The sequence below is a fragment of the Methylobacterium sp. CM6257 genome, from assembly GCF_054611515.1.
Genome location: NZ_CM137735.1, coordinates 2,705,550 through 2,728,861, shown reverse-complemented (window position 1 = coordinate 2,728,861; position 23,312 = coordinate 2,705,550). Strand labels below are relative to the sequence as shown.

20 protein-coding genes are annotated in these 23,312 nt (G+C 70.2%); 11 read left to right on the top strand and 9 right to left on the bottom strand.

Translation table 11 applies throughout. From position 1 onward, the window contains the following. Nucleotides 1-348 precede the first annotated feature (348 nt). Nucleotides 349-3,816: a PAS domain S-box protein gene (locus ACYCO6_RS13410; protein ID WP_459772250.1), complete on the bottom strand. Its 3,468-nt coding sequence runs from the start codon at nt 3,814-3,816 to the stop codon at nt 349-351. A 247-nt stretch (nt 3,817-4,063) separates the two neighbouring features. On the opposite strand from ACYCO6_RS13410, the gene ACYCO6_RS13405 reads away from it, so the two are divergent. Next, nucleotides 4,064-4,627: a hypothetical protein gene (locus tag ACYCO6_RS13405; protein ID WP_459772249.1), complete on the top strand. Its 564-nt coding sequence runs from the start codon at nt 4,064-4,066 to the stop codon at nt 4,625-4,627. A gap of 429 nt (nt 4,628-5,056) precedes the next feature. On the opposite strand, the gene ACYCO6_RS13400 is transcribed toward ACYCO6_RS13405, so the two are convergent. Then, nucleotides 5,057-6,109 carry an outer membrane protein gene (locus tag ACYCO6_RS13400; RefSeq protein ID WP_459772248.1) on the bottom strand — a complete coding sequence of 351 codons (1,053 nt, stop codon included), beginning with the start codon at nt 6,107-6,109 and terminating at the stop codon, nt 5,057-5,059. 161 nt (nt 6,110-6,270) lie between these two features. Here ACYCO6_RS13400 and ACYCO6_RS13395 point away from each other — a divergent pair, with 161 nt between their 5' ends. From ACYCO6_RS13395 to ACYCO6_RS13365, 7 genes are all read left to right on the top strand, one after another. After that, a complete protein-coding gene (locus ACYCO6_RS13395) occupies nt 6,271-6,546 on the top strand; it encodes a hypothetical protein (RefSeq protein WP_459772247.1) in 276 nt (91 codons plus the stop codon). Nucleotides 6,547-6,819: 273 nt separating this feature from the next. Continuing rightward, a complete protein-coding gene (locus ACYCO6_RS13390; RefSeq protein WP_459772246.1) occupies nt 6,820-7,143 on the top strand; it encodes a hypothetical protein in 324 nt (107 codons plus the stop codon). A gap of 246 nt (nt 7,144-7,389) precedes the next feature. Beyond that, the gene (locus tag ACYCO6_RS13385) at nt 7,390-8,280 is read left to right on the top strand and encodes a LysR family transcriptional regulator (protein ID WP_459772245.1); all 891 of its coding nucleotides are present in this window, start codon (nt 7,390-7,392) and stop codon (nt 8,278-8,280) included. A 100-nt stretch (nt 8,281-8,380) separates the two neighbouring features. After that, on the top strand, nt 8,381-9,145 hold the full coding sequence (locus ACYCO6_RS13380; RefSeq protein ID WP_459772244.1) for an HpcH/HpaI aldolase family protein: 765 nt from the start codon (nt 8,381-8,383) through the stop codon (nt 9,143-9,145). A 23-nt stretch (nt 9,146-9,168) separates the two neighbouring features. Continuing rightward, a complete protein-coding gene (locus tag ACYCO6_RS13375; protein WP_459772243.1) occupies nt 9,169-9,309 on the top strand; it encodes a hypothetical protein in 141 nt (46 codons plus the stop codon). Nucleotides 9,310-9,364: 55 nt separating this feature from the next. Then, on the top strand, nt 9,365-10,933 hold the full coding sequence (garD, locus tag ACYCO6_RS13370) for a galactarate dehydratase (protein WP_459772242.1): 1,569 nt from the start codon (nt 9,365-9,367) through the stop codon (nt 10,931-10,933). Nucleotides 10,934-11,010: 77 nt separating this feature from the next. Then, nucleotides 11,011-12,219 carry a PepSY-associated TM helix domain-containing protein gene (locus tag ACYCO6_RS13365; protein WP_459772241.1) on the top strand — a complete coding sequence of 403 codons (1,209 nt, stop codon included), beginning with the start codon at nt 11,011-11,013 and terminating at the stop codon, nt 12,217-12,219. A 254-nt stretch (nt 12,220-12,473) separates the two neighbouring features. Here the strand turns inward: ACYCO6_RS13365 and ACYCO6_RS13360 are convergent, their stop codons facing one another. From ACYCO6_RS13360 to ACYCO6_RS13335, 6 genes are all read right to left on the bottom strand, one after another. Beyond that, nucleotides 12,474-12,623, bottom strand: coding sequence for a hypothetical protein (locus ACYCO6_RS13360; RefSeq protein WP_459772240.1), 150 nt, complete (start codon nt 12,621-12,623; stop codon nt 12,474-12,476). A gap of 247 nt (nt 12,624-12,870) precedes the next feature. Further along, complete coding sequence (locus ACYCO6_RS13355; protein WP_459772239.1) at nt 12,871-13,509, bottom strand: TetR/AcrR family transcriptional regulator; 639 nt, start codon at nt 13,507-13,509, stop codon at nt 12,871-12,873. After that, nucleotides 13,506-13,805, bottom strand: a complete 300-nt coding sequence (locus tag ACYCO6_RS13350; RefSeq protein WP_459772238.1) for a hypothetical protein — start codon at nt 13,803-13,805, stop codon at nt 13,506-13,508. The genes ACYCO6_RS13355 and ACYCO6_RS13350 overlap by 4 nt, the downstream gene beginning before the upstream one ends. A gap of 453 nt (nt 13,806-14,258) precedes the next feature. Further along, nucleotides 14,259-16,103 (bottom strand): NADPH-dependent assimilatory sulfite reductase hemoprotein subunit, encoded by a 1,845-nt coding sequence (locus ACYCO6_RS13345; RefSeq protein ID WP_459772237.1) that lies wholly within the window; start codon nt 16,101-16,103, stop codon nt 14,259-14,261. Nucleotides 16,104-16,297: 194 nt separating this feature from the next. Then, nucleotides 16,298-18,067, bottom strand: coding sequence for a diflavin oxidoreductase (locus ACYCO6_RS13340; RefSeq protein WP_459772236.1), 1,770 nt, complete (start codon nt 18,065-18,067; stop codon nt 16,298-16,300). 111 nt (nt 18,068-18,178) lie between these two features. Further along, nucleotides 18,179-18,694 carry an Lrp/AsnC family transcriptional regulator gene (locus ACYCO6_RS13335; protein ID WP_091716811.1) on the bottom strand — a complete coding sequence of 172 codons (516 nt, stop codon included), beginning with the start codon at nt 18,692-18,694 and terminating at the stop codon, nt 18,179-18,181. 266 nt (nt 18,695-18,960) lie between these two features. Here ACYCO6_RS13335 and ACYCO6_RS13330 point away from each other — a divergent pair, with 266 nt between their 5' ends. From ACYCO6_RS13330 to cysN, 3 genes are read left to right on the top strand one after another with little or no spacing between them, the layout of a single operon-like run. Then, a complete protein-coding gene (locus ACYCO6_RS13330; RefSeq protein WP_459772235.1) occupies nt 18,961-19,773 on the top strand; it encodes a phosphoadenylyl-sulfate reductase in 813 nt (270 codons plus the stop codon). Further along, on the top strand, nt 19,770-20,714 hold the full coding sequence (cysD, locus tag ACYCO6_RS13325) for a sulfate adenylyltransferase subunit CysD (RefSeq protein ID WP_459772234.1): 945 nt from the start codon (nt 19,770-19,772) through the stop codon (nt 20,712-20,714). Before ACYCO6_RS13330 ends, cysD begins: the two co-directional genes overlap by 4 nt. Next, nucleotides 20,714-22,114, top strand: a complete 1,401-nt coding sequence (cysN, locus tag ACYCO6_RS13320; RefSeq protein ID WP_459772233.1) for a sulfate adenylyltransferase subunit CysN — start codon at nt 20,714-20,716, stop codon at nt 22,112-22,114. The genes cysD and cysN overlap by 1 nt, the downstream gene beginning before the upstream one ends. Before the next feature lie 99 nt (nt 22,115-22,213). Here cysN and ACYCO6_RS13315 read toward each other — a convergent pair whose 3' ends face one another. Continuing rightward, entirely contained in the window at nt 22,214-23,245 is a 1,032-nt protein-coding gene (locus ACYCO6_RS13315; RefSeq protein WP_459772232.1) for a fumarylacetoacetate hydrolase family protein, read from the bottom strand. Between the last annotated feature and the right edge of the window lie 67 nt (nt 23,246-23,312).

The following is a 23,312-nucleotide window of genomic DNA, read 5'->3' as shown; positions in this document are numbered from 1 at the left end:
TATATACCTGATATCAATATATCAATTAAGCGTTGTGATTTCTGATGTCGGCTGTCTACTGGTGTCGACTATACGAGAAAACGGCGGCCGAATAGGTCCTGTCGGATCTGCGGCGCATCGGGCGCGACGGTCGCCTGACCGGAGCGTCCCGATAGCGGGATGGCGGTCCTCCGGGAGGGTACGGGATCGGCGCGCGGGAACGGTCAGGCCCTGCCCATTCCGGGCCCTATCCGCGTTCAAGCCGGCGCATGTCGGCCGAGTCCGGCCTGGGTGTCGGGCCAGGCGCCGCCGGTATCGGATCCGAGGGGATGGCCGCCCGCACGCGCATCCTGGCTTGCGAGGAGCGGATCAGGCTGCGCGCAGCGCCTCGATCTCGGCGACCACCTCGGCGGCCCGGGCCTGGAGCGTGCCGAGCAGGGGCCCGATCTCGTCGCCGGCCCGGCAGCCCGCTTCCACCGCCCGGCACGTCTCGGCGAAGGCCGTGAAACCGACCATGCTGGCTGCCGACACCATCGCGTGCGCATCCAGCATGAGCCGCTCGCGGCTGGCCTCCGGCGCCGCCCCCCCGAACCGCTGGACAAGCTCCTTGGCGAGCATTGCCAGGAGGTGGCGCATCCGTTCGCGGCCGACCATCTCGGTCATCTCATCCAGGACGGTGCGGTCGATCGTGCGGCCGAAGCGCGGCGGCTCCGCGGGGCGGGCCGCCCAGCGATCGATCGCCGCCAGAAGCGCCTGTGTCTGGAACGGCTTGCCCACATGGTCGTCCAGGCCCGCCGCGCGCAGCTCGGCGATCTGCTGCGGCAGGACGTTCGCGGTCATGGCCACGATCGGCACCCGGCTCGCCGGGCCCTCCAGCGCCCGGATCCGCCGGGTCGCCGCGAGGCCGTCCATCATGGGCATCTGCACGTCCATGAGGACGAGATCGTAAGGCCGCGCCTGAACGGCCGCCACCGCCGCGGCTCCGTCGGCGACGACATCCACCCTGTGGCCGGCCCTCTCCAGGATCGTGCGGGCGAGGTCCTGGTTGAGCGGCACGTCCTCCGCCAGCAGGAGATGCCGGCCCGTCGGGTGAGCGCTCACGGCAGCCTGGGCGTCGATCCGAACTTCCGGAGCGGCGGTGGCGAGCGTTACCTCGAACCAGAAGGTCGAGCCGCATCCCACCGCGCTCTCGACGCCGATCGTTCCGCCCATCAGCGCGACGAGGGATTTCGAGATCGCCAGGCCCAGGCCGGTGCCGCCGTACTCGCGGCTGATGGAGCCGTCGACCTGCGAGAAGCGTCGGAACAGGCGGTCGCACTTGTCCGCCGGGATACCGATGCCGGTGTCGCGGACCTCGAAGCGCAGCGTCCGGGCGCCGGGGGCCGCCAGGATGGCGAGATCGATGCGCCCCGCCGGGGTGAACTTCACGGCGTTGTTGAGCAGGTTGAGGAGGATCTGGCGGAGCCGGTCCTCGTCGCCCTCGATCCAGTCCGGCAGGCCGGGCCCGCGGGCGACGGCGAGGTCGAGCCCCTTGCGCTCCGCCGACGGGCGCACGATCGACACCGCGTTGTCGATGAGCGCTTCGAGGGCGAAGGGCCGGGGCACGATCTCGATCTGCCCGGCCTCGACCTTCGAGAAATCCAGGACGTCGTTGACCACCGTCAGGAGCGCGGCCCCCGCGGTGCGAATGCGGTCGGCGTGCTTGCGCGCCACCGGGCCGAGATCCGCCTCGTCGAGCAACAGGTCGGCGTAGCCGATCACCCCGTTCAGCGGCGTGCGGATCTCGTGGCTCATGGCAGCCAGGAATTCGCTCTTGGCCGCGCTCGCCCGCTCGGCGTCCAAGCGCGCGGAATCCGCCGCGGCCTTGGCGGCAAGGAGGGCCGTCTCGGCGCTCTTGCGGGCGGTGACGTCGAGGTTGAGGCCCATCATCCGCCGGGCGCGCCCGTCCGGTCCGGGAGCGCCGCGCCCGACGCTGTTGATCCAGCGCACGCCGCCGTCCGGGGCGGGGACCCGGAACTCGATCGAGAAGGTCTCCCCCGCCTCCGCGGCCGCCGCGGCGATCCGGAGCGCGCGCTCGCCGTCCTCCCGGTCGATCAGGGTGAGCCAGGTCTGCGCGTCGAGCGCGTAGTCCCGGTCGGTCTCGATCCCGTGCAGGCGCGCGCTCTCGGCCGACCAGTCGATCCGGCCGCTGTCGAGGTCGAGGTGCCACGTCCCTGCCTTGGCGGCCTGCTGGGCGAGGTGCAGCAGGCTGCTCGCCTCCTCCACCTCGCGCCGGGCGGCCACGATCTCGTCGATGTCGAGGGCGGTGCCGAGCATGCCCACCATGGTCTCCCCCTGCCAGATCGGCAGGAGCACGAGCTTGTGCCAGCGGTAGATCCCGTCGTGCCGTTGCAGCCGCCCCTCGACCTCGTAGGCGGTCCGCCGCTCGCGCGCCACGCACCACAGGCGCTCCATCCGCTCCGCGTCCTCGGGATGGTTGCGGGCGATCCGGGCGGCGCGCGACGAGCCGATCGGGCCGTAATAATCCTCGAAGCGCCGGTTGACGTAGGTCGCCTCGCCGGTCTCGATGGCGGCAATCCAGACGAGCTGCGGGAGCGCGTCCGCCAGGGCGCGGTAGCGGGCCTCGCTGAATCGGAGGGCCTCCTCCGCGGCTTTGCGGGCGCTCACGTCGCGCAGCGTGGCGACGTAGCCGTCCGGGGCGCCGGTCGCCCTGTCGTGGGTCAGGCTGAACGAGATCTCCAGCCACACCCAGTGGCCGTCCCGGTGCCGGTAGCGCTGGCAGGTCAGGGCGCGTGCCGTACGCCCGCCGGTCAGGTCGTCGAGGACGCGGCGATACGCGGCCACGTCATCGGCATGAACGAAGTCGAGGGGCTGCGTGCCGACAAGGTCGCCCGGATCGTAGCCGAGGACGGCCCGCACGGCCGGCGAGACGTAGCGGCGGCAGGTGGTCAGGTCGGACCAGATGATGATGTCGGTGGCGTTCTCGGCGAGCAGCCGGTAGCGGCGCTCGCTCTCCTCCATCGCCTGCTCGGCGATCCGGTGCAGCGTCACGTCGCTGAAGGTCAGGACCGACCCGCCATCCGCCAGCGCCGAGCGGCGGACCTCCAGGGTGACGCCGCCGGGCAGGCGCCAGTCGAAGACCGGCGGGCCGGCGGGCATGTCGCGGCCGATCATCCCGAGCCGCAGGTCGGATTCTGCCGTGGCGAAGTCTCCCCGCGCGCGCTGGTAGGCCTGGATCTCCGGGAAGGCGACCCCCTCGCGCAGGACGTCGTCCGGCAGATCGAGCAGCTCCGCGGCGCTCCGGTTGAACACGCGCACGCGCTGCCCGGCATCGAGCACCACCAGGCCCTGATCCATGTTGTCCAGGGTCCCGTGCAGGAGCGTGTCGGTCTCGTGTGCGCGCTGCTCGGACCGCACGAGATCGGTCACATCGAGCAGCATGCCGTGCAGTGCTAGCAGCCTGCCGTCGGGGCCTAACTCGGGAACGCCCTGGATGATCACGTTGAGGACGGCCCCGTCCGGGCGCACGATGCGGCTTCGCGCTTGGTACGGAACCGGAGCTTTGCGTCCGTCCAGGACGGCCTCGATGCGGGCGAGCACGGCCGGGCGATCGTCCGGGTGGTAGCAGGCGACATGCTCCTCGAGGGCGAGGCCCCGCTCCGCGGGAGACTCGCCCAGCACGCGGCCCAGGCTCGCCGAGCGGACCACGCGGCGCGTGAGCGGGTCGATGCGCCACTGACCGAACCCGGTGGCGACGCCCCATGACGCCCGGTCGCCGTCGACCGGGCCCGACGCGGAGCCTGGAAACGCGAGCGGTGGACATGCGTCTGTGTGCATCTGCGCGAACGGATCCGACTGGTCTTGCGCGAGACGCGCCCGGAGCACCACCGGTACTCCCCGGCCACAGCCTTCTCAGCCGACGGTTGCGGATTTCTTGCCGACCGCGTGCGACCTTCGCGCCTCACGCCCCAGCGGTGGCCGCAGACCGGATTTTCCGGTCGATGGTGCGACGCAACGATTTGCCTTCCAGGGATCAAACCTTTATAAACTCATGGATCTTCCTTAAAAGTAATACAGGTCGAGTATGGCGATTCTGCGATATGTATTGCTTGGATTTTCGGCTTTGGCGTTGGCCCTGGTGATGGTGTTCTGGACCATCAGCGGCCAGGCCAGCGATTTCGTCGTGTTTTTGACGGCGGCATTTCTGATCGCAAATATCGTATATATCTTATTATCAAGGCCGAATATTAAAGTAAGCTCGATATTCGACCGTGCGGCGTCAGGACTTGCTTTCGCTTCGCTCGAACTGCAGCATCACGCCAAGGCGGCCAAGATCCGGGAGGCGGAGGCGGAGCGGATCCGAGCGGAGGAGGCCGAGCATCGTCGGCACAAGTTGAAGGCCGCCGAGGAATTCATGACCTATCTCCGGCAGAATCCCCTCGCCCGCATCAAGCACCCTCCGGAGGCCCGGCCTATTGCCCTGCGCCACGATCCGAACGGAATCGCGTTCCCGGCCTTGGAGATGGCGCGTTCACCGCAAGCCGATGGCAACGGCCGGCTCCGCGGTGAGGCCGCCCTGCGGGACGATGCCGGCGCCGCGCCGACCCCGGGGGCCGCGACTCTGCTCGAAGGCCAGCACACGAGATAGGCGCGGCACTCGCACGGGCGGGGGCGTCGGAGATGCAGAGGCTTGGCATTCGTCTGGGCGTCGAGACGCTGACCTCGCGTGGCCTTGAAGCGCGCCGCTAGGCCCGCGATGACGGTGCGGGTTAGGCCGACGGCGGGGCGGCCGGAAACGGTATCGGACCAAGGATCGGGAGCCTTGCCCCAGCGCGGCGGCCCGACTGGGTGCCGTACCGGCGCGGTTTTCGCCGCCGAGCCGGTCGGCACTCCGGCGGATGGTGCATCGCCCGGCATCCGAGCGGGTCCGACCGGCGCGGAGGGTCAGTCCTTTCGCAGGAGGGCCAACGGGGCATCCGACCCGCCGAGACCGAGATCCGACAGTTCATAGGAAACCTGCACGAAGCCGTCTGCATCCGCCAGTAGCGCCCGCCGACGCCGAGGCTCACGCCGGGCGTCAGGTCGTAGGAGATGACACCCTCGGCGAAGTAGCCGTCCCCCGGCCCCGCTGCGGCAGCGGATTGATCTCCGGCCGGAACCAGTGGCGGTCGACACCGTCCAGCGCCGCCACGGGCAGATAGGCGCCTTCCAGGCTCACTCGGAGCCGGTCGAACCGCGCTTCGCCGATCAGTCCGACGCGGAGCGCGTTCCATCGTGCAGTCTCGCCCAGACCTTTGATCTGAGCCGGGACGGCGTCTCCACCCGCGCAGATGTCGCCTCCGCCCGCCTGCCGGCAGCCGTAGTCGTTGAGCAATGCGGCGTCGTACTGATAGCCGAGGAAGCCGCCGAGCTTGAATCCGCTGCCGTGCAGCACGTGGTAGCCGAAATCGACGACGCCGTAGCTGATGTCGCCGTCCTTGATCGGCGAGAGCGTCTTCGAATAGGGCCTCATAGCGGGCGGGAAGTCCTCGTCCGAGAGGCGCCCGGCCGTTATGCCGCCCGCTCCGAGGAAGCCCTTGGCAAATAGGCCTGTGGGCGTGTGCTCCACCCGCGCGAAGCTCTCGCCGGCATGAGCCTCGGACCCATCATAGATCAGGCGGGAATTGACTTGGCCCGGCACGCGAGAGCTGCCGAGGGTGTAGCGCGGGCCGCCGGAGCTGTAGAAATAGCGCAGGCCGCCCTCGAGGGCCCAGGCGTACGGATCGTCTGGGACGGCCGGCGGCAGGTCCGGCAATCCGGCTCCGAACCGATAGTTGAGGCCGACGCGGGTGAGGAAACCGTCCGCCGCGATGCGGGCGCCGGCGCGATGCCCGGGCGGCACGTAATCGATCGATGGCGCGAGAACCGAGGGGCTGCCGAGATCGTAGTACAGGCCCTCGACCTTGGCCGAGAGAGTCCGGCTGAACGCGTGCTCAATGCCGGCACCGGCCACGTAGCCGACCCGGAGATCGCCTTGGCGGCCGTCGAACGTTGGCCAGTTGAAAAGCGACATGTTCGTGTCGACGCGGTCATTGCCGACCGCGAGACCGCCGGTGCCGTAGACCAACGTCCAGCCAAAGCCGAAGCCCACCTTCCCGCGCAGTGTCGCGAACTGATCCAGGCACGCGCCCGGCTCTGTGGAACCATCTGGGCGGCCGGCGGCTTCTTCGGCGAGGTCGTAGGAGGATCCACTCCAGTCGCGGCCTCATGGGAAACGCCTGCCTCCCCAGGCGGCGAGAGAGGACATATTCTGTGCGTACAACGATCATCACCGCCGCCCTGCTCGCCGCCCTCGGCGTCGCCGCGATGCCGGCTTCCGCCGCTCCGATCGGACCCGGCGCGGCCGTCGCGGCACCGGCCGACATGATCTCGACCGTCCAGATGGACCGGATGGAGCGTCACATGATGCGGCGTCGCATGGAGCGCCGGATGATGCGCCACCGCATGGAGCGTCACATGATGCGCCATGAGATGCGGCGCGAGATGCGCCACCGCATGATGCGCCGGGAGATGATGCACCGCATGTGATTCCGAAGCGTGTGCGGCCGGCTCGCCCGGCCGGCACTGCGTGCGGCCCGGCGCGGATGATCCCGCGGCCGGGCCTTTTGCCGCGTCCCCAGCCCGGCGCTGCGTCATCGCGGTGGCCGGTCGGATGCCGCCGGATCGAACCATCCGGCGCGCGGGGCGTTTCAAGCCACCGATCAGGAGCTTCTCGCAGAGGCTTCGCTGTGCCGGCCCGCGCAGACGGAGGCCGCCCGATGAGCGGGCGTGTCGCGGGACGCTGGTAAGGAGGACAGTACGATGAAGGCGTTTCTGGCAGTGGCCGCGGTGGGTCTCGGAGTCCTGGGTGTGATCGGCCCGGTCTCGGCACAGCCGCGCCCCGACTACGACGATTACGGCTACCGCGATCGCGGGTACCGGGACCGCGGCGATTACGACGATCGGGGCCGCGGCTACCGGGGTCGCGACGATTACCGCGGTCGCGCCGCCTACGGTTTCGACGAGCGCGAGTACCTGCGCTGCAACCCGGACGTCCGCCGCGCCGTCGCCAACGGCCAGATGGAATCCGGTGCCGCGCATTACCGGGTGTTCGGCCGTCGCGAGGGTCGCCGGCTCAGCTGCTGAGCAGCCCGGGCGCGCCGGTCCCGCGCGGCGCGCCTTTCGCGACCGCGCCCGGTCGCGCAGCCGGTTGAGGACCCGCGCCGTCGAGCCGGTCGGCTCTGTGGGGCGGTCACCGGTCTCGCGGGCTGCGCACGGTCACATCGCGACCGGCCGCAGCCTAGCCAAATTGGATGAGGTCGGCCGCCGGGACGCGTCGGCCGCCGAGGCACTATGCTCCCCGTCCGCGTCGCGGCGTGCAGGGGAGAATCGATGTTCGACTTCAGCCAGCTCCGGTGCTTCGCCGCGGTGGCGGAGGAGCTGCATTTCGGGCGCGCCGCCGCCCGGCTGAACATGACGCAGCCGCCCCTGTCGCGGCAGATCCAGGTGCTGGAGCGCATCCTCGACGTTCAGCTTCTGGAACGCACCAGCCGCTCCGTCCGGCTGACCGCGGCGGGGCGCAGCTTCCTGCCCGAGGCGCAGCGCATCCTACGCCTCGCCGAGACTGCGACCCATCTCACCCGCCAGGTCGCGGCTGGGCGGGCGGGGGTGCTGAAGCTCGGCTTCACGGCGGCCTCGGCCTACGACTTCCTGCCGCGTTTGATCACAGCGCTCCGGCGGGCGCTGCCGGACGTAACACTCTCCCTGCGCGAGATGGTGAGCAAGGATCAGATCGAGGAACTGCTCGCCGGGCGCATCGACGCCGCTTTGGTGCGGCCGCCCGTGACACATCCGGAGCTGATCGCCATCCGGGCCCTGGCCGAGCCGCTCAAGGTCGCTCTGCCGGCGGACAACCCCCTGGCAGCCCGGAACGAGCTCGCGCCCCGCGATCTCGGCAGCGAGCCGCTGATCGCCTACGCGCCGAACGAAGCCCGCTACTTCCACGACCTCGTCCAGGATCTTTTCGCCGAGGCCGAGATCCAGCCCCGGATCGTGCAGCAGCTGACGCAGATCCACGCGATCCTGGCCCTCGTCCGGGCCGGCCTCGGGATTGCCCTGGTGCCGGCGGCGGCCGAGCGCCTGCGCTTCGAAGGCGTCGTGTTCCGTCCCTTGGCGCTCCCCGCTCCGCGCCCGGCGGAGCTGCTCCTGGCCTGGCGGCGGGCCGCGGACGATCCGCTGATCGCCCGGCTGGTCTCGATCCTCACTGAGCTGACGCCGGGCTGAACCGATGCGCGTGGTGCATCAATTGATCCAGTTTTTGGCTTTGACCCGGGGCGGGAAGGCTGCACGTATGGCGGCGAGCAGCCCGTAGGGAGGGATCGCGATGGACAGCCTCACCAACCGGTTCAAGGCGGCGCTCGGCGCCGGGCGCCAGCAGATCGGCCTCTGGTGCAGCCTCGCGAGCCCCATCTCCACCGAGGTGGTCGCGGGGGCCGGGTTCGACTGGCTGCTCCTCGACATGGAGCACTCGGCCAACGACCTCCGGGACATCTACGCCCAGCTCCAGGCGATGATGGAGGGTACCACCCACCCGATGGTGCGGGTGCCGAGCGACGATCCCATCACCATCAAGCGCATCCTCGACGCCGGCGCGCAGTCGCTGATGATCCCCAATATCGACGATGCCGAGCAGGCCCGGCGGGTGGTCGCGGCGACGCGCTACGCTCCCCGCGGCATCCGCGGCTTCTCGCAGGCGCCTCGCGCCGCCCGGTTCGGCCGCATCCCGGACTACCACACCCGCTGCGAGGCCGAGATCTTCGTGGCGGTGCAGGTCGAATCGCGCCGCGCCCTCGACAATCTGGACGCGATCGCCGCCGTCGAGGGCGTGGACGGCGTCTTCATCGGCCCCGGCGACCTGTCCACCAGCCTCGGCTATGTCGGCCAGCAGGGCCACCCGGAGGTGGTCCGCACCATCGAGGAGGCGGTCGCCCGGATCGTGAAGGCCGGCAAGCATGCGGGCATCCTCACCCCGAGCGACGAGCTGGCCCGCCGCTACATCGCCGCCGGCACCCGCTTCACGGCGGTCGGCTCCGACATGGGCCTGCTCGCGCGCAACGCCGAGGCGCTCGCCGGCCGCTTCCGCGCCTGAGCGCCGCAGTCCGGACTGAGGCTATGAACATCGGCTACCTCGTCCAGGCCTCGGGTTCGTTGGACACGGCCATGGTCTTCGTCGGGCTGAACGCGCTGGTGGCGATGGTGGCCTACCTGTTCGTCGTCGGAGATATTCGACGGGTCGAATTGCGCGCGGCCTGAGATTGGTCCGCAAGGCTGGGACGGGGCCGGCGGCAACATCAGGAGGAAACATCCGATGCAGGCCGAGATCGAAGCCCTGACCTGTCCGCGCCCGGCCGGCGACGAGCCGCGCACGATCCGCCTGAGCGCGCGCGACAACGTCGCGATCGTGGTCAACGCCTTCGGGCTGCCGGCCGGCACGGTCTTCCCGGACGGGCTGGAACTCGTCGAGTTCGTGCCGCAGGGCCACAAGGTCGCGCTCACCGACATCCCGGAGGGCGGCGAGGTCCGCCGCTACGGCGAGGTGGTGGGCATCGCCACCCAGGCGATCCGGCGGGGCGCCTGGGTGGAGGAATCCCGCGTCGCGACCCCGCTCGCCCCCGCCCTCGACGCCCTGGAGCTCGCCACCCGCGTGCCGGTCCCCCTGCCCCCGCTGGACGGCTACACCTTCGAGGGCTACCGCAACCCGGACGGGTCGGTGGGCACCAAGAACATCCTGGCGATCTCGATCAGCGTGCAATGCGTCGCCGGCACCCTCGACGTGGCGATCCGGCGGATCAAGCAGGAGCTGCTGCCGCGCTATCCCAACGTCGACGACGTGGTCGGCCTGACCCACGCCTACGGCTGCGGCGTCGCCATCAACGCCCCCGAGGCGGTGGTGCCGATCCGCACCCTCCAGAGCCTCGCGCAGAACCCGAATTTCGGCGGCGCGGTCATGGTCGTCGGGCTGGGCTGCGAGAAGCTCGTCTCGGAGCGGCTCCTGCCCGACAGCGGCGCGGCCGGCGACGGCGTGGTGCGGCTGCAGGACGAGCGCCACCGCGGTTTCTCGGCGATGATCGACAGCATCCTGGCGATGGCGGAGGCGCGCCTGGCGGTGCTGAACCGCCGCCGCCGCGAGACCTGCCCGGCCTCCGCGCTGGTGGTCGGCCTGCAATGCGGCGGCAGCGACGCCTTCTCGGGGGTGACCGCCAACCCGGCGCTCGGCTTCGCGGCCGATCTCCTCGTGCGCTGCGGCGCCACGGTGCTGTTCTCGGAGGTGACGGAGGTGCGCGACGCGATCCACCTCCTGACCCCGCGGGCGAAGACCCCCGAGGTCGCCCGGGCGCTGATCCGCGAGATGGCGTGGTACGACGCCTATCTCGCCAAGGGCGAGGCCGACCGCCGCGCCAATCCCTCGCCGGGCAACAAGAAGGGCGGGCTCAACAACATCGTCGAGAAGGCGCTGGGCTCGGTGGCCAAGTCCGGCACGAGCGCGATCTCCGGGGTTCTGGCCCCGGGCGAGCGCGTGCGCGAGACGGGGCTGATCTTCGCCGCGACCCCGGCCAGCGACTTCGTCTGCGGCACCCTGCAGCTCGCCTCCGGCATCACCCTGCAGGTGTTCTCCACCGGCCGCGGCACGCCCTACGGGCTTGCCCAGGCCCCGGTGATCAAGGTCGCCACCCGCACGGAGCTGGCCGAGCGCTGGTCGGACCTGATCGACCTCGATGCCGGCCGCATCGCCACAGGCGCGGCCACGATCGAGGACGTGGGCTGGGAGCTGTTCCACCTGATCCTCGACGTGGCGAGCGGGCGCAAGCGCCCCTGGTCCGACCAGTGGGGGCTGTTCAACGATCTGACCCTCTTCAACCCCGCCCCGATCACCTGAGGCCGGCAGCCGCCGCGGAGACAGGCGTCCCGCGGCGTCGTCACCCTGGCCGGACTCTGCTAGGCAGCGGCTCTGCCATGCCGTTGCCGATTCCCTCCCTCCGGACCGTTCTCTTCCGCCTGCACTGGGCGCTTGGGCTTACCGCCGGTCTCATCCTCGCCTTGATGGGCCTCACAGGGGCGCTCATGAGCTACGAGGAGGCCGTCACCGCCTTGGCCAACCGCGATCGGCTGGCGGTAAGTGCGGCCGAGCGTCAGGCACTTCCTCCCACGGCCCTGGCTGCCCGCATCGGCGCGCAGGCGGGCGGACGGAAGGTCGAAGCGCTGACCCTGTCGACCGATCCGGGCACGAGCGTCCATGTCCGCTTCGCCCGCGATCCGGAGACCCGCGCGCGGCCGCCCTCGGTCTATGCCGACCCTTACGACGGCACGGTGCTCGGCCTGGTGCGGCTGGAGGCGGCCTTCGCGACCGTGCGGGAGCTGCACCGCTGGCTGCTGATCCCGGGCGGCTCCAAGGGCTGGGGCCGCACGATCACGGGCGCCTGCGTGTGGGTGCTCCTGGCCTTCCTGGCGACCGGCCTGTACCTGCGCTGGCCCCAGGTTCACCGCTGGCGGATCTGGCTGAAGCCGAGCCTGTCACGGCCGGGTCGGGCGCGCTGGTGGTCGCTGCACGCGGTGGCGGGGACGTGGCTCGTGCCGGTCTATCTCGTGACCGCGCTCACGGGCCTGACCTGGTCCTATCCGTGGTTCAAGGACGGTATCACGGGGCTGCTGGCGGGCAGCCCTGAGGCGGCGAAGCCCGCGCGCGCGCCGGGCCGCCAAGAGGGCCGTGGGCGGCCTGCCGACGAGGATGCTACGGCGTCCGGGCCGTCCCTCGACCGCGCCTGGGCGGCCTTCCGCGCCGACGAGGGCCGCGAGGCCGGATCCGTGACCCTGGTCGTCCCCGGGGCCGACGCGAAGGCGATCCGCATCCGCTGGCTTCCGCGGGGCGTCGACGCGCCGAGCGCCCGCAACGAGGCGCGCTACGACGCCGCCACCGGCGCCCTGGTGTCGGCCGAGCACGCCGCCGACCTGCCCCTCGGGCGGCGCCTCGTCGAGAACATCCTGGAGGTGCATCGCGGCCGCTTCTTCGGCGACCTCTTCGCCCTGCTGTTCTGCCTCGCGGCGCTGGCCATGCCGGGCTTCGCGGCCACCGGCCTGACCCTCTACGTCCTGCGCCGCCGCGCGGGCGCCCGCCGGAGGATCGCCGAGGCCCCAGGCGTAACGGTCAGCTCGGTGAACCCCTGAGCGCCAGTCCGAGATGGGGTTTCCGACCCTCGGCCTCATCCTGAGGTGCCCGCGTCAGCGGGCCTCGAAGGAGGATTCTAGGGATCGCGGCGCTGTCTTGAGGCCGCCTTCGAGGCCTCCGCTGCCCTCCGGCACCTCAGGATGAGGGTGAGGTTGGGAGGTCGGTCTCCTCGCGGTGCGTGCGACCGCCCTGGTGCGCTCAAGCCGGCTCCGAGCCGAGCCCGCCGCCTGTCGCGGGATGCGGCCCGCCTGGCTCAGAGCCGGGTGGTGACTGTGGCCAGCACCGAGAGCGGCGCGCCGGGCTGGTTGTTGAACGGGTTGAAGGACTGCTCGATGGAGCGGCGTTCGGTCAGGTGGCGCGCGTTGATCGAGAACCGGGCGTGCTCGTTGAAATCGTAGAACACGGCCGCGTCGAGCCGCGCGGAGCCGCTGCTGACCGGTGATCAGCGAGTCGTTGGCGTTGTCACGCCCGGTCACGACCGGCCGGCCCGCATGAGGGGGGATTGCGGACCGGCCGGCGTACCGCGCGCCGTGGCCGACGCGCGATCGGGGAATGGGTCGTCTTCGGCTCTGCGGATCGCAGATTGGCCACCGCCGACTCCGCGCTATCGCGTCTTCCGGTGGCGAAGCATCAACCGGACCGGGCGCGGATCAGCGGGCCGCAGACGAGCCCGCACACGTCGGGTGCGGCAGGCGGCCGTCGAGCCCCGCATCCAGCAACGCGTGGAGCTGGGTGACGGCCGCGGCAACGTCGTAATCGGGCAGCGCGGCGCGGCCGACCACGATCCCCCGCATCAGCGGCGCGAGTAGCGCGTAGAGCGCCGCCGGGTCGCAATCCGGGGCGGTGGCGAGCGCTGACAGCGTCGCCACGAACCAGTCCCGGGTCTCGGCCTCCGTCCGCGCCGTCATGGCGGCGATGGCGGGATTGCGCGTCGATTCCGACCAGATCTCCACGCGCAGGATCGCGGCCTCGCGGGTGATCGACACGAAATAGCGCGCGATGAGACCCAGCAGCGCCGCGCGCCGATTACCGCTGCCCTCCATCTCGGCCACGAGGTGAGTCCCACGCTCGCGCTCACGCTCCACCAGCCCGAGGACCAGCGCCTCCTTGGATTCGAAGTAGCGATAGAAGTTTCCGGGACTCATCGCGGCCTCGCGGGCGAGGTCCTGCATGGTCGTGCGATGGAAGCCGTTGCGCGCGAAGCAGGCCTCGGCGGCATCGAGGATGTGCTCGCGCCGAGCGGACTGGCCGTCGCGCGCAGCCGCGGTGCTGTCGGTCGGGACCGTCACCGCGTGGGCTGCGCCGCGGAGGCGACCGGCACGATGCGGCTCTGATCCTTCATGGCGCCGGTGACCGCGCAGGATTGCGGCCCCTGATGCAGGTCCGCGCAGAGCCGGGCCTGCCAGCCCTCCGGACCGGCCCCGGTCCAGCCGATCAGCGCCAGCCAGGCGAGCGCCAGCACGGCGCCGAAGGTCAGGTTGGCGGGCGTGCAGACCGCGCGGACGAGGGCGAGAACGCCTGGACCGCGAGCGCCGAAACGCTCCGCATCGAGATCGGACCAGCGGCCTTCGAACGTGATAGCCATCGCGCGCTCCTGCTTTCCCGATGGTTGTAATGAACGTTCATTCTCGTGTCAATGAACGTTCATTCTCATCGGGGCCGGAAGCGGGCACGGCGATGGAACGCGGTTAGCGCTCTGAGCACTTCGTGAGACGCGGGCGTGATCCAGGCCGGGACGATAGCGCCGTTCAGGGTGTCGCCGGTACCGTCTGCAGCGGATGGGGCGGATGAGATGGTCCTTTCCGGGTACCTCGATCCATCCCCCTCGTCCTGAGGTGCTGCGCGGCAGCCTCGAAGGAGACCTCAAAGGGGCGCGGGGCTGACTGGAGGTCTCCCTCGAGGCCTCCGCTGCGCGCCGGTACCTCAGGACGAGAGGCGGCCGGAGTGTGTTGGAACCGGCTCGTCTCCGGTCTGCCGCGGCAAACTCTTGGCCTCGGCGCATCCGGAGCCCTGCCCCGGACGCGCGAGGCCGACGGCCTCAGCCCTGCACGGCCGGCTTGAGGGCGCCGGTCCGATCATGGAAGTCCGGACCGTTGACGGTCCGGGCCACGTGGCCGGCCCGGATCAGGTAATCGCCGAAATGCTCACCGGGCTTGCGGCCCTTCGCATAGTCGGCAAACAGCGGGTCGAGGGTGTCGCGGATCTCGGAGGCCGCCACGTCCTCCTTGTAGAGCTTACCCAGACGCGAGCCATCGAAGGCGGCACCGAGATAGAGGTGGTAGCGCTCGGGGCCGCGGCCCACGAGACCGATCTCTGCGATGAACGGCCGGGCGCAGCCGTTCGGGCAGCCGGTGGATCGGATCGTGATCTCCTCGTCGGCCAGCCCGTGGGCGGCGAGGCTCTCCTCCAGCTCGGTCATCAGCTCCGGCAGGTAGCGCTCGCTCTCGGCGAGCGCCAAGCCGCAGGTCGGCAGCGCCACGCAGGCCATCGAATTGCGCCGAAGCGCGCTTGCGCCCCGGGTCAGGCCGTACTCGTCGACGATCGCGTCGATCTCTGCGCGCTTCTCGGCCGGGACGTTGGCGATGATCACGTTCTGGTTGCCGGTGAGGCGAAAGTCGCCCTGGTGCACCTCGGCGACGCGCCGAAGCCCCGAGAGGAACTGCGGACCGCCCGCGATGTCCTTGATTCGGCCCGAGGGTATGTAGAGGGTCAGGTGGTGGCGCCCGTCCTCGCCCTCGACCCAGCCATAGCGGTCACCGTTGCTGGTGAACGCGAAGGGCTTCGGATCGGCCAGCTTCTTGCCGACGCGCTTCTCCACCTCGGCCCGGAAGGCCTCCAGCCCGTAGCGCTCGATCGTGTACTTGAGCCGGGCGTTCTTCCGGTTCTTGCGGTTGCCCCAGTCGCGCTGGACCGTCATCACGGCCTCGGCGGTCTTGAGGGCGTCCTCGGGCTTCACGAAACACATCACGTCCGCGGTGCGCGGGAAGGTGTCGGTCTCGCCATGGGTCATGCCCATGCCGCCGCCGACCGTGACGTTCCAGCCGGTCACCTGGTTCTTCTTGTCGAGGATCGCGATGAAGCCGAGGTCGTGGGCGAAGATGTCGACCTCGTTGGAGGGCGGCACTGCCACGACGGTCTTGAACTTCCGCGGCAGGTAGGTCCTGCCGTAGATCGGCTCGACCTCCAGCCCGTCCTCGCCGCCGACCACGCGCTCGCCGTCGAGCCAGATCTCCCGCCAAGCGCTGGTCTTCGGCAGCAGCGTGTCGGAGATCTCCTTGGCGAGCTGGTAGGCGGCCTTGTGGGCGCCGACCTGGGCCGGGTTCGTCGCCGCCATGACGTTGCGGTTGACGTCGCCGCAGGCCGCGATCGTGTCGAGGAGCGCCGAGTCGATGGCGGCCATCGTGCGCTTCAGGTTCGACTTGATCACGCCGTGGTACTGGAAGGTCTGGCGCGTCGTGGCCCGCAGCGCGCCGCCCGCATAGGTGCGGGCGATGTCGTCGAGGATCAGCCACTGCTTCGGGGTGATGACGCCGCCGGCGATTCGCAGGCGGATCATGAAGCTGTAGGCCTTGTCGAGCTTCTTCTTGGTCCGCTCGGGCCGCAGGTCGCGGTCATCCTGCAGGTACATCCCGTGGAACTTCACGAGCTGCCCGTCATCCTCCGAGATTGCTCCTGTGGCGTGCTTCAGGAGACCGTCCGCCAGGGTGCCGCGGAGATAGCCGCTGGCGATCTTGATGTGCTCGTTGGCGGCGAGCTGGGCTGCGCGGGCGGCCTCCGCATCGGTGATCGGCCGGTCGACGGGCGGGGTTTCGTAGACGCGCTTGGCCGGGGTGGCGGCCGGAGCCGGGGTCTCGGCGGCGTCGCGGGGGCTGTGGTCGTCCATAGGGTGAATCCGTCTATCTGAACGCATCTCCCGCCCCTGGGCGAAGGGGCCGGGCGGAGCGACGCGGGTGCCGGTGCAGGACTGGAACCGGATTCGCGGCCGCCCCCTCCCCCGCACGGGAGAGGGGACCCGCGTCCCACCTGTCTCTGCCGCATCTCGTTGAAGGCCCCCGCGGAGCGGGGATCAGTGTGTCCTTAGTAAACGTCCTGCTGGTAGCGGTGGCTGCGCTCCAGCGCCGCGACCTGCGCCTCGGCGTCGGCGGCGCTCAGGCCCTTGGCGGTCTCGTAGGCCTTCACCAGCGCGGCGCGCACGTCCTTGGCCATGGCTTTGGCATCGCCGCAGACGTAGAAGTGCGCGCCCCCGTCGAGCCAGGAGACCAGCTCCTCGGCGTTCTGGGTGATGCGATCCTGCACGTAGATCTTCTCCGGCTGGTCCCGCGAGAAGGCCACGTCGATCTTCGTGAGCGACCGATCCTCCAGGGCGTCCTGCCACTCGAGCTGGTACAGGAAGTCGTGGGTGAAGTGCCGGTCGCCGAAGAACAGCCACGACCGCCCGGGCGCCTCGACGGCCCGGCGCTCCTGCACGAAGGCGCGGAACGGCGCGACGCCGGTACCCGGCCCGACCATGATGATGTCGGTAGCCGGATCCTGCGGCAGGCGGAAATGCCGGTTCGGCTTCAGCCGTACCCGCAGCTTGGCGCCGTCGCGGATGCGGTCGGCCACGTGGACGGAGGCGACACCCGAGCGGGCGCGGCCGTGGGTCTCGTAGCGCACCGCCGCGATGGCGAGGTGGACCTCGTCGCCCACCTCCTTGCGCGAGGAGGCGATCGAGTAGGCCCGCGGCGGCAGCGGCCGGGTGATCGTGTTGACGTGCTCGGCCGTGAGCTTGGCCGGGTAGGTCTCCAGCAGGTCGATCAGGTGCCGGCCCTCGATCCAGGCCTTGGCCTCGCCGCTGTCGATGAGCTTGCGCGCCTCCGCGTGTCCGGTGGCCTTCGCGAAGCGCTCGACGGTGGCGGCCGACAGCGTGGTGATGTCCCGCTCGGCCAGCAGCGCCTTGCGCAGGGCCTCGTCGCCCGAAAGCCCCGCAGCCTTCAGGATCTCGTCCACGAGCTGCGGATCGTTCTCGGGGAAGATCTCGAGCGAATCACCCGGCTCGTAGGCCGGGGCCCCGTCCTCGAAGGCCAGCGCGAGATGGATCGTCTCCTTGTCGGAGCGCGAGGAGTTGAGGTTCACGTGCTCGACGACCTCGACCACCACGGGCTCGCGGCTCGGCTCGGCCTCGTCGTCCTCGCCGGCACTGGCGCGGGCGAAGTCCACCGCCACCACGTTGTCGGATGTTTCCGCCGGTGCAAGCGCCTTCAGCGCGCCCTTGATCCAGTCGGCGGCGGGCTTCTCGAAGTCGAGGTCGAGGTCGGCGCGCTCGGCGGCGCGCTTGCCCCCGAGCGCCTCGAAGCGCGCGTCGAGCGCCTTCCCGATGGCGCAGAACTCCGCGTAGGACGTGTCGCCGAGCGCCAGGACGGCGAACTCGACGCCGTCGAGGCGCGGCGCGCCGTCCCCCATCAGCTCGCCATAGGCCCGGACGGCCCGGGCCGGCGGCTCGCCCTCGCCCCAGGTGGCCGCGATGGCGATGAGCTTGCCGGCCCGGGGCAGGGTCGACACGTCGAGGTCGGCGAAGTCCACGACCTTCGGCTTGAAGCCCTGCTTGCGCGCCAGCTTGGCGACGTTGCCGGCGAGCGCCTCGGAGTTCCCGGACTCGCTGGCGTAGACCACCGTCAGCGGCGCGGCGGCCTTGGGTGGGGCGGCCGGCACGGCGGCCGGCTGGCCGCCCGCGGCATCGAGACCGGCCAGGAAGCCCGCCAGCCACGCGCGCTGCGTGGGACTGGCGGTGCCGAGCACTGCGTCGAGACTGGCGCGCTCGCCGTCCCCGAACGGGGCGGTGCGCGGAAGGAGATTTTGGCGTGACATCAGGAGACCATGTCGTGGCCTGCGAGGCCGGTGTCAATCGAGAAACGTTCTTTTTGCAGAACGGGCGGAGTTTAGGACATCACATTCGTTGCGCTGCGAAAGAAGAGAAGATCATTCTCCAACCACGGCGAGGACCGGCCCCGTCCCGGGCAGATGGCGCCCGTTCTTCGGCGGGGCCGGCAGCGGCAGGGCGGTGGTGGATTTCACCTTCTCCATGGCGAAGCGGGAGGTGACATTCTTGAGGGGAAGCACCGCGATGAGGTGCTTGTAGAAGCTGTCGTAGGCCTGCATGTCGGCGACGACGACCCGCAGCATGTAGTCCACGTCGCCGGCCATCCGGTAGAATTCCAGCACCTCCGGCATGGCCGAGACGGTGGCGGCGAAGCGCTGCAGCCACTCCTGAGAGTGGTCGGCCGTCTCGATGGAGACGAACACGGTCAGCCCGAGGCCGAGCTTGACCGGATCGAGCACCGCCACCCGCCGGTCGATGACGCCGTCGGCCTCCAGCTTCTGGATGCGCTTCCAGCACGGGGTCTGCGACAGGCCCACGCGCTCGCCGATCGCCGCGATCGAGAGCGTCGCGTCGGTCTGCAGCAGGGCGAGAATCTTCAGATCGATCGCGTCCAAAGCTGTCTCCGTGGGCTTCTTCCGCGCGGGCCGGCGCGGAGGCGATATAGGCGCTACACGATAACTTTAAGAAGAATTTTTTACCCGGCGCATCGTCCGCCCCTGTCGGGCACTGTGCGCGGCCGCACGCCGAACCACGCCCTCACCCCCGACAAGCGCGCCGAAGCGCCTTGACTTCGTTCGGTATAGCGAACATTTCGACCGCTCGACAACAGGGTGCGGGCCTGCCCGTGCCATTTCCACCACGCAACCCGGGACATGTCGCGATGACCCGTCCGGACCGACAGACGGCCGAATCCCTCGCGGAACGGCTGTCCGGGCTCGATCTTTCAGGCCGCCTCCACCTGATCGCCGACGCGATCCCGGGGCGCCTCGTCTTCACCACGAGTCTCGGCGTCGAGGATCAGGCGCTCACCCATGCGCTGGCCATGGCAGGACTGGCGAAGGGCCGCGTCGAGATCGTCACTCTCGATACCGGCCGCCTCTTCGCCGAGACCTACGACACCTGGACCGAGACCGAATCGGCCTACGGCATCCGGATCACCGCTTACGCGCCCGAGCGTGCGGCCGTGGAGGATTTCGTGCGCACGGAGGGCATCAACGGCTTCCGGCGCTCGGTGGCCGCCCGGCAGGCCTGCTGCGGCTTCCGCAAGGTCGAGCCGCTGGGCCGCGCGCTCGCCGGAGCGAGCGGCTGGCTCACCGGCCTGCGGGCCGGCCAGTCGGAGAACCGCGCCGAGACACCGCTCGCCGCGTTCGACGCCGGCCGCGGCCTGATCAAGCTCAACCCGCTGGCCGACTGGTCCCGGGCGCAGGTCGACCGCTTCGTGCGCGACAACTTCGTTCCCTACAACGTTCTGCACGACCGCGGCTTCCCGTCGATCGGCTGCGCCCCCTGCACCCGCGCGGTGAAGCTCGGCGAGCCGGAGCGGGCCGGCCGCTGGTGGTGGGAGCAGGAAGAGAAGAAGGAATGCGGCCTGCATGTCGGGCGCCCGACGGCGTCGGTGCAGCCGGGCCAGGAGCCCGACGCCTTCGAGACCACCCCGAATCAGACATCCCGCCAGCCGGAGTTCGCCCGATGAGCGCCGCCCTCGCCGCCGCCGTGCAGCCGAGCGCCCCCGCCGACCGCCTCAGCCACCTTAAGCGGCTGGAGGCCGAGGCCATCCACATCTTCCGGGAGACGGTCGCCGAGACCGAGAATCCGGTGATGCTCTACTCGATTGGCAAGGATTCGTCCGTCCTGCTGCACTTGGCGCTCAAAGCCTTCGCGCCCGGCCGGCTGCCGTTCCCGTTGCTCCACGTCGACACCACGTGGAAGTTCCGCGAGATGATCGCCTTCCGCGACGCCCGCGCGAAGGCGCTCGGCCTCGACCTTCTGGTCCACACCAACCCGGACGGTCTCGCCCGCGGCATCGGGCCGGTGAGCCACGGCTCCGAGGTCCACACCGACGTGATGAAGACCCAGGCGCTGCGCCAAGCGCTGGACAAGCACAAGTTCGACGCGGCCTTCGGGGGCGCCCGCCGAGACGAGGAGGCGAGCCGCGCCAAGGAGCGGATCATCTCGCTCCGCACCGCGCAGCACCGCTGGGACCCCAAGCGCCAGCGCGCCGAGCCCTGGCACCTCTACAATCTCAGGAAGAAGCGCGGCGAGTCCCTGCGGGTCTTCCCGCTGTCGAACTGGACCGAGCTCGACATCTGGCTCTACATCGAGCAGGAAAACATTCCGATCGTGCCGCTCTACTTCGCCAAGGAGCGGCCGGTCGTCGAGCGCGACGGTCAGCTCATCATGGTCGACGACGAGCGCCTGCCGCTCGCGCCGGGCGAGACCCCGCAGCAGCGCCTCGTCCGCTTCCGCACGCTCGGCTGCTACCCGCTCACCGGCGCGGTGGAGAGCGACGCCACGACGCTCCCCGAGATCATCGGCGAGACGCTCGCCGCCCGCACCTCGGAGCGCCAGGGCCGGGTGATCGACAAGGACGGGGCCGGCGCCATGGAGCGCAAGAAGCAGGAGGGCTATTTCTGATGACGCTCCACCAGGCTCCCACGGCCTTCACCGACCGGGCCTCCGGCTACGCGGCGTTCCTGACCGCCCACCGCAACAAGGCGGTGCTGCGCTTCATCGCCTGCGGCTCGGTGGATGACGGCAAGTCGACCCTGATCGGGCGACTCCTTCACGACACCAAGCAGATCTTCGACGACCAGATTTCGGCGCTCCAGCGCGATTCGCGCAGGCACGGGACGCAGGGTCAGGAGATGGATCTCGCGCTCCTCGTCGACGGCCTCCAAGCCGAGCGCGAGCAGGGCATCACTATCGACGTCGCCTACCGGTTCTTCTCCACCGACAAGCGTTCCTTCATCGTGGCCGACACGCCCGGCCATGAGCAGTACACACGCAACATGGCCACCGGCGCCTCGACGGCCGACGTGGCGGTGATCCTGGTGGACGCCCGCCAGGGCCTGACCCGGCAGACCCGGCGCCACGCGCTGCTGGTCTCCAATCTCGGGATCCGCCGGGTGGTGCTGGCGGTGAACAAGATGGACCTCGTCGGCTGGGCGCAGGGCACCTTCGACGGCATCGTGGCGGGTTTTTCGGACTTTGCCCGCGGGTTGAATTTCTCCGAGGTCAAGGCGATCCCGCTCTCGGCCAAGAACGGCGACAACGTCGTGGAGCCGGGCATCGCGGCGCCCTGGTACACGGGCGGCCCACTACTCTCCTACCTGGAGACCGTGCCGGTCCACGCCGAGGCGCTGAACGCGCCGTTCCGGATGGCGGTGCAGTGGGTCAACCGGCCGAATTCCGAGTTCCGCGGCTACAGCGGCCGGATCGCGAGCGGCCGAGTCCGCCCGGGCGATCCCGTGACGGTCCAGCCCTCCGGCCGGACCTCCACGGTGGCGCGGATCTACACTGCCGATGGCGACCTGCCGGAGGCCGGCGAGGACGAGTCCGTCACCCTTGTGCTGGCCGACCAGATCGACGCCTCCCGCGGCCAAGTGATCGTGGCGACGGAGGCCCCGATGCGGGTCGCCGAAGCGCTCGACGCCCGCCTGTTCTGGGCGGCCGAGGCCGATCTGGTGCCGGGGGCGAGCCTGTTGGCCAAAATCGGCACCGCCACGGTCACGGCGACCGTGGAGCGAATCGCCTCGCGCATCGATCCCGAGACCGGCAAACCGGGTCCAGCCGAGCGCCTGTCGGCCAACGACATCGCCGACGTGTCCCTGCGCCTCGACCGGCCGGTAGCGGTGGACGCCTACGCGGAGAATCGCGAGACCGGCAGCCTGATCCTGATCGACCGCGAGACCACCGACACGGCGGCGCTCGGGCTGATCCTGGCGAAGGCGGAGGCCGTGAGGGCGGCGTCCGATGCGAAGCCTGCGGAGGGATCCGGCTTCCTCGCGCGCCTCGGCCGCCTGTTCGGGCGCTGAGGCCGGCCCGAATGCGCGACGCGCTCCCTCTCCCGCACAGGAGAGGGGGCCCGCGTCCGATCCCCGGATCGCGCGCGGTGCGCGTCGACCGGACTCCGGTCAGACCAGCCGGAAGCGCAGCTCCCCGAGCCCTTCCAGCTCGGACACCACCTCGTCGCCGGGCTTCAGCCAGGCCCGGTCCTTGCGCGGGATCTTCTCACCGAAGATCACTCCCTGCGGCGTGCCGGTGTAAAAGATGTCTCCCGGCTTGAGGGTCATCACCTTCGAGGCGAAGCTGATCAACTGCCGGCAGTTGAAGATCATGTCATTGGTGCTCCAGTTCTGGCGCACCTGTCCGTTCACCAGCGTCTTGAGCTTCAGGTCGTTCGGGTCCTTCACCCGGTCGGCGGTGACGAGGTAGGGGCCGAGCGGCGCGAACCCGTCCGAGGTCTTGCCGATCATGAACTGCGAGGTCAGGGTCTGGAGGTCCCGGGCACTGAAATCGTTGCCCGTGCAGTAGCCGGCTACGTAGTCGAGGGCGTCCGCCTCGGACACGTTCCGGCACTCCCGGCCGAACACCATCACCAGCTCGGTCTCGTAGTCGAATTCCCGCGCCGCCTGGGTCGGCAGCGTGATCGTGCCGCCGTGATGGTTCAGGGCGTTGTTGTACTTGTTGAACAGCGGCGGATCCTTGGGGACCGGCGTGCCGGTCTCCTCCGCGTGGCGGCGGTAGTTGAACCCCATCATGATGATCTTCTCGGGCCGCGTGACCACCGGTCCGTAGGCGATGCCGGATTCCTCCAGCATAAAGCGCCCGTCGGGGGCGGCCTCGACCGCATCGATCAGCGCCCGCAGCGCCGGGCCTCGGCCGTTCTGGAGGAGGTCGTCCATGTCGGCCGGGACCGGCATCCCGAGCGTCCGGCCGGCGGCGGCGACGTCGAGCACGCCGCCCTTCGTCATCACGCCGAGGGCGTAGCCATCGCCGCGGCGCATGTTGATCAGCACCATGTCGCGGGGCATGCCGAACGGCGCGGGCGCGCCTGCCGGGGCGGTCTTCGGCGCCGTCGTCCGTTCTTCGGCGGCCCGGGCCGGTGCCGCGGCGGCGGCGAGGCCCGCGGCCGTGGCGGTCAGGAATTCGCGTCGGCTGCCCATGCTGCATCTCCTCCGGTCGGCCCGTCTCGCGCGGACGTGATCCGGTCGGGACCCTGCACGGCCGCCG

Coding starts and splice junctions, on each gene's coding strand:
- ACYCO6_RS13410 (WP_459772250.1), bottom strand. CDS start 3,816: ATGCACACAGACGCATGTCCACCGCTCGCGTTTCCAGGCTCCGCGTCG.
- ACYCO6_RS13405 (WP_459772249.1), top strand. CDS start 4,064: ATGGCGATTCTGCGATATGTATTGCTTGGATTTTCGGCTTTGGCGTTG.
- ACYCO6_RS13390 (WP_459772246.1), top strand. CDS start 6,820: ATGAAGGCGTTTCTGGCAGTGGCCGCGGTGGGTCTCGGAGTCCTGGGT.
- ACYCO6_RS13385 (WP_459772245.1), top strand. CDS start 7,390: ATGTTCGACTTCAGCCAGCTCCGGTGCTTCGCCGCGGTGGCGGAGGAG.
- ACYCO6_RS13380 (WP_459772244.1), top strand. CDS start 8,381: ATGGACAGCCTCACCAACCGGTTCAAGGCGGCGCTCGGCGCCGGGCGC.
- ACYCO6_RS13375 (WP_459772243.1), top strand. CDS start 9,169: ATGAACATCGGCTACCTCGTCCAGGCCTCGGGTTCGTTGGACACGGCC.
- garD (WP_459772242.1), top strand. CDS start 9,365: ATGCAGGCCGAGATCGAAGCCCTGACCTGTCCGCGCCCGGCCGGCGAC.
- ACYCO6_RS13365 (WP_459772241.1), top strand. CDS start 11,011: ATGCCGTTGCCGATTCCCTCCCTCCGGACCGTTCTCTTCCGCCTGCAC.
- ACYCO6_RS13350 (WP_459772238.1), bottom strand. CDS start 13,805: ATGGCTATCACGTTCGAAGGCCGCTGGTCCGATCTCGATGCGGAGCGT.
- ACYCO6_RS13345 (WP_459772237.1), bottom strand. CDS start 16,103: ATGGACGACCACAGCCCCCGCGACGCCGCCGAGACCCCGGCTCCGGCC.
- ACYCO6_RS13340 (WP_459772236.1), bottom strand. CDS start 18,067: ATGTCACGCCAAAATCTCCTTCCGCGCACCGCCCCGTTCGGGGACGGC.
- ACYCO6_RS13330 (WP_459772235.1), top strand. CDS start 18,961: ATGACCCGTCCGGACCGACAGACGGCCGAATCCCTCGCGGAACGGCTG.
- cysD (WP_459772234.1), top strand. CDS start 19,770: ATGAGCGCCGCCCTCGCCGCCGCCGTGCAGCCGAGCGCCCCCGCCGAC.
- cysN (WP_459772233.1), top strand. CDS start 20,714: ATGACGCTCCACCAGGCTCCCACGGCCTTCACCGACCGGGCCTCCGGC.
- ACYCO6_RS13315 (WP_459772232.1), bottom strand. CDS start 23,245: ATGGGCAGCCGACGCGAATTCCTGACCGCCACGGCCGCGGGCCTCGCC.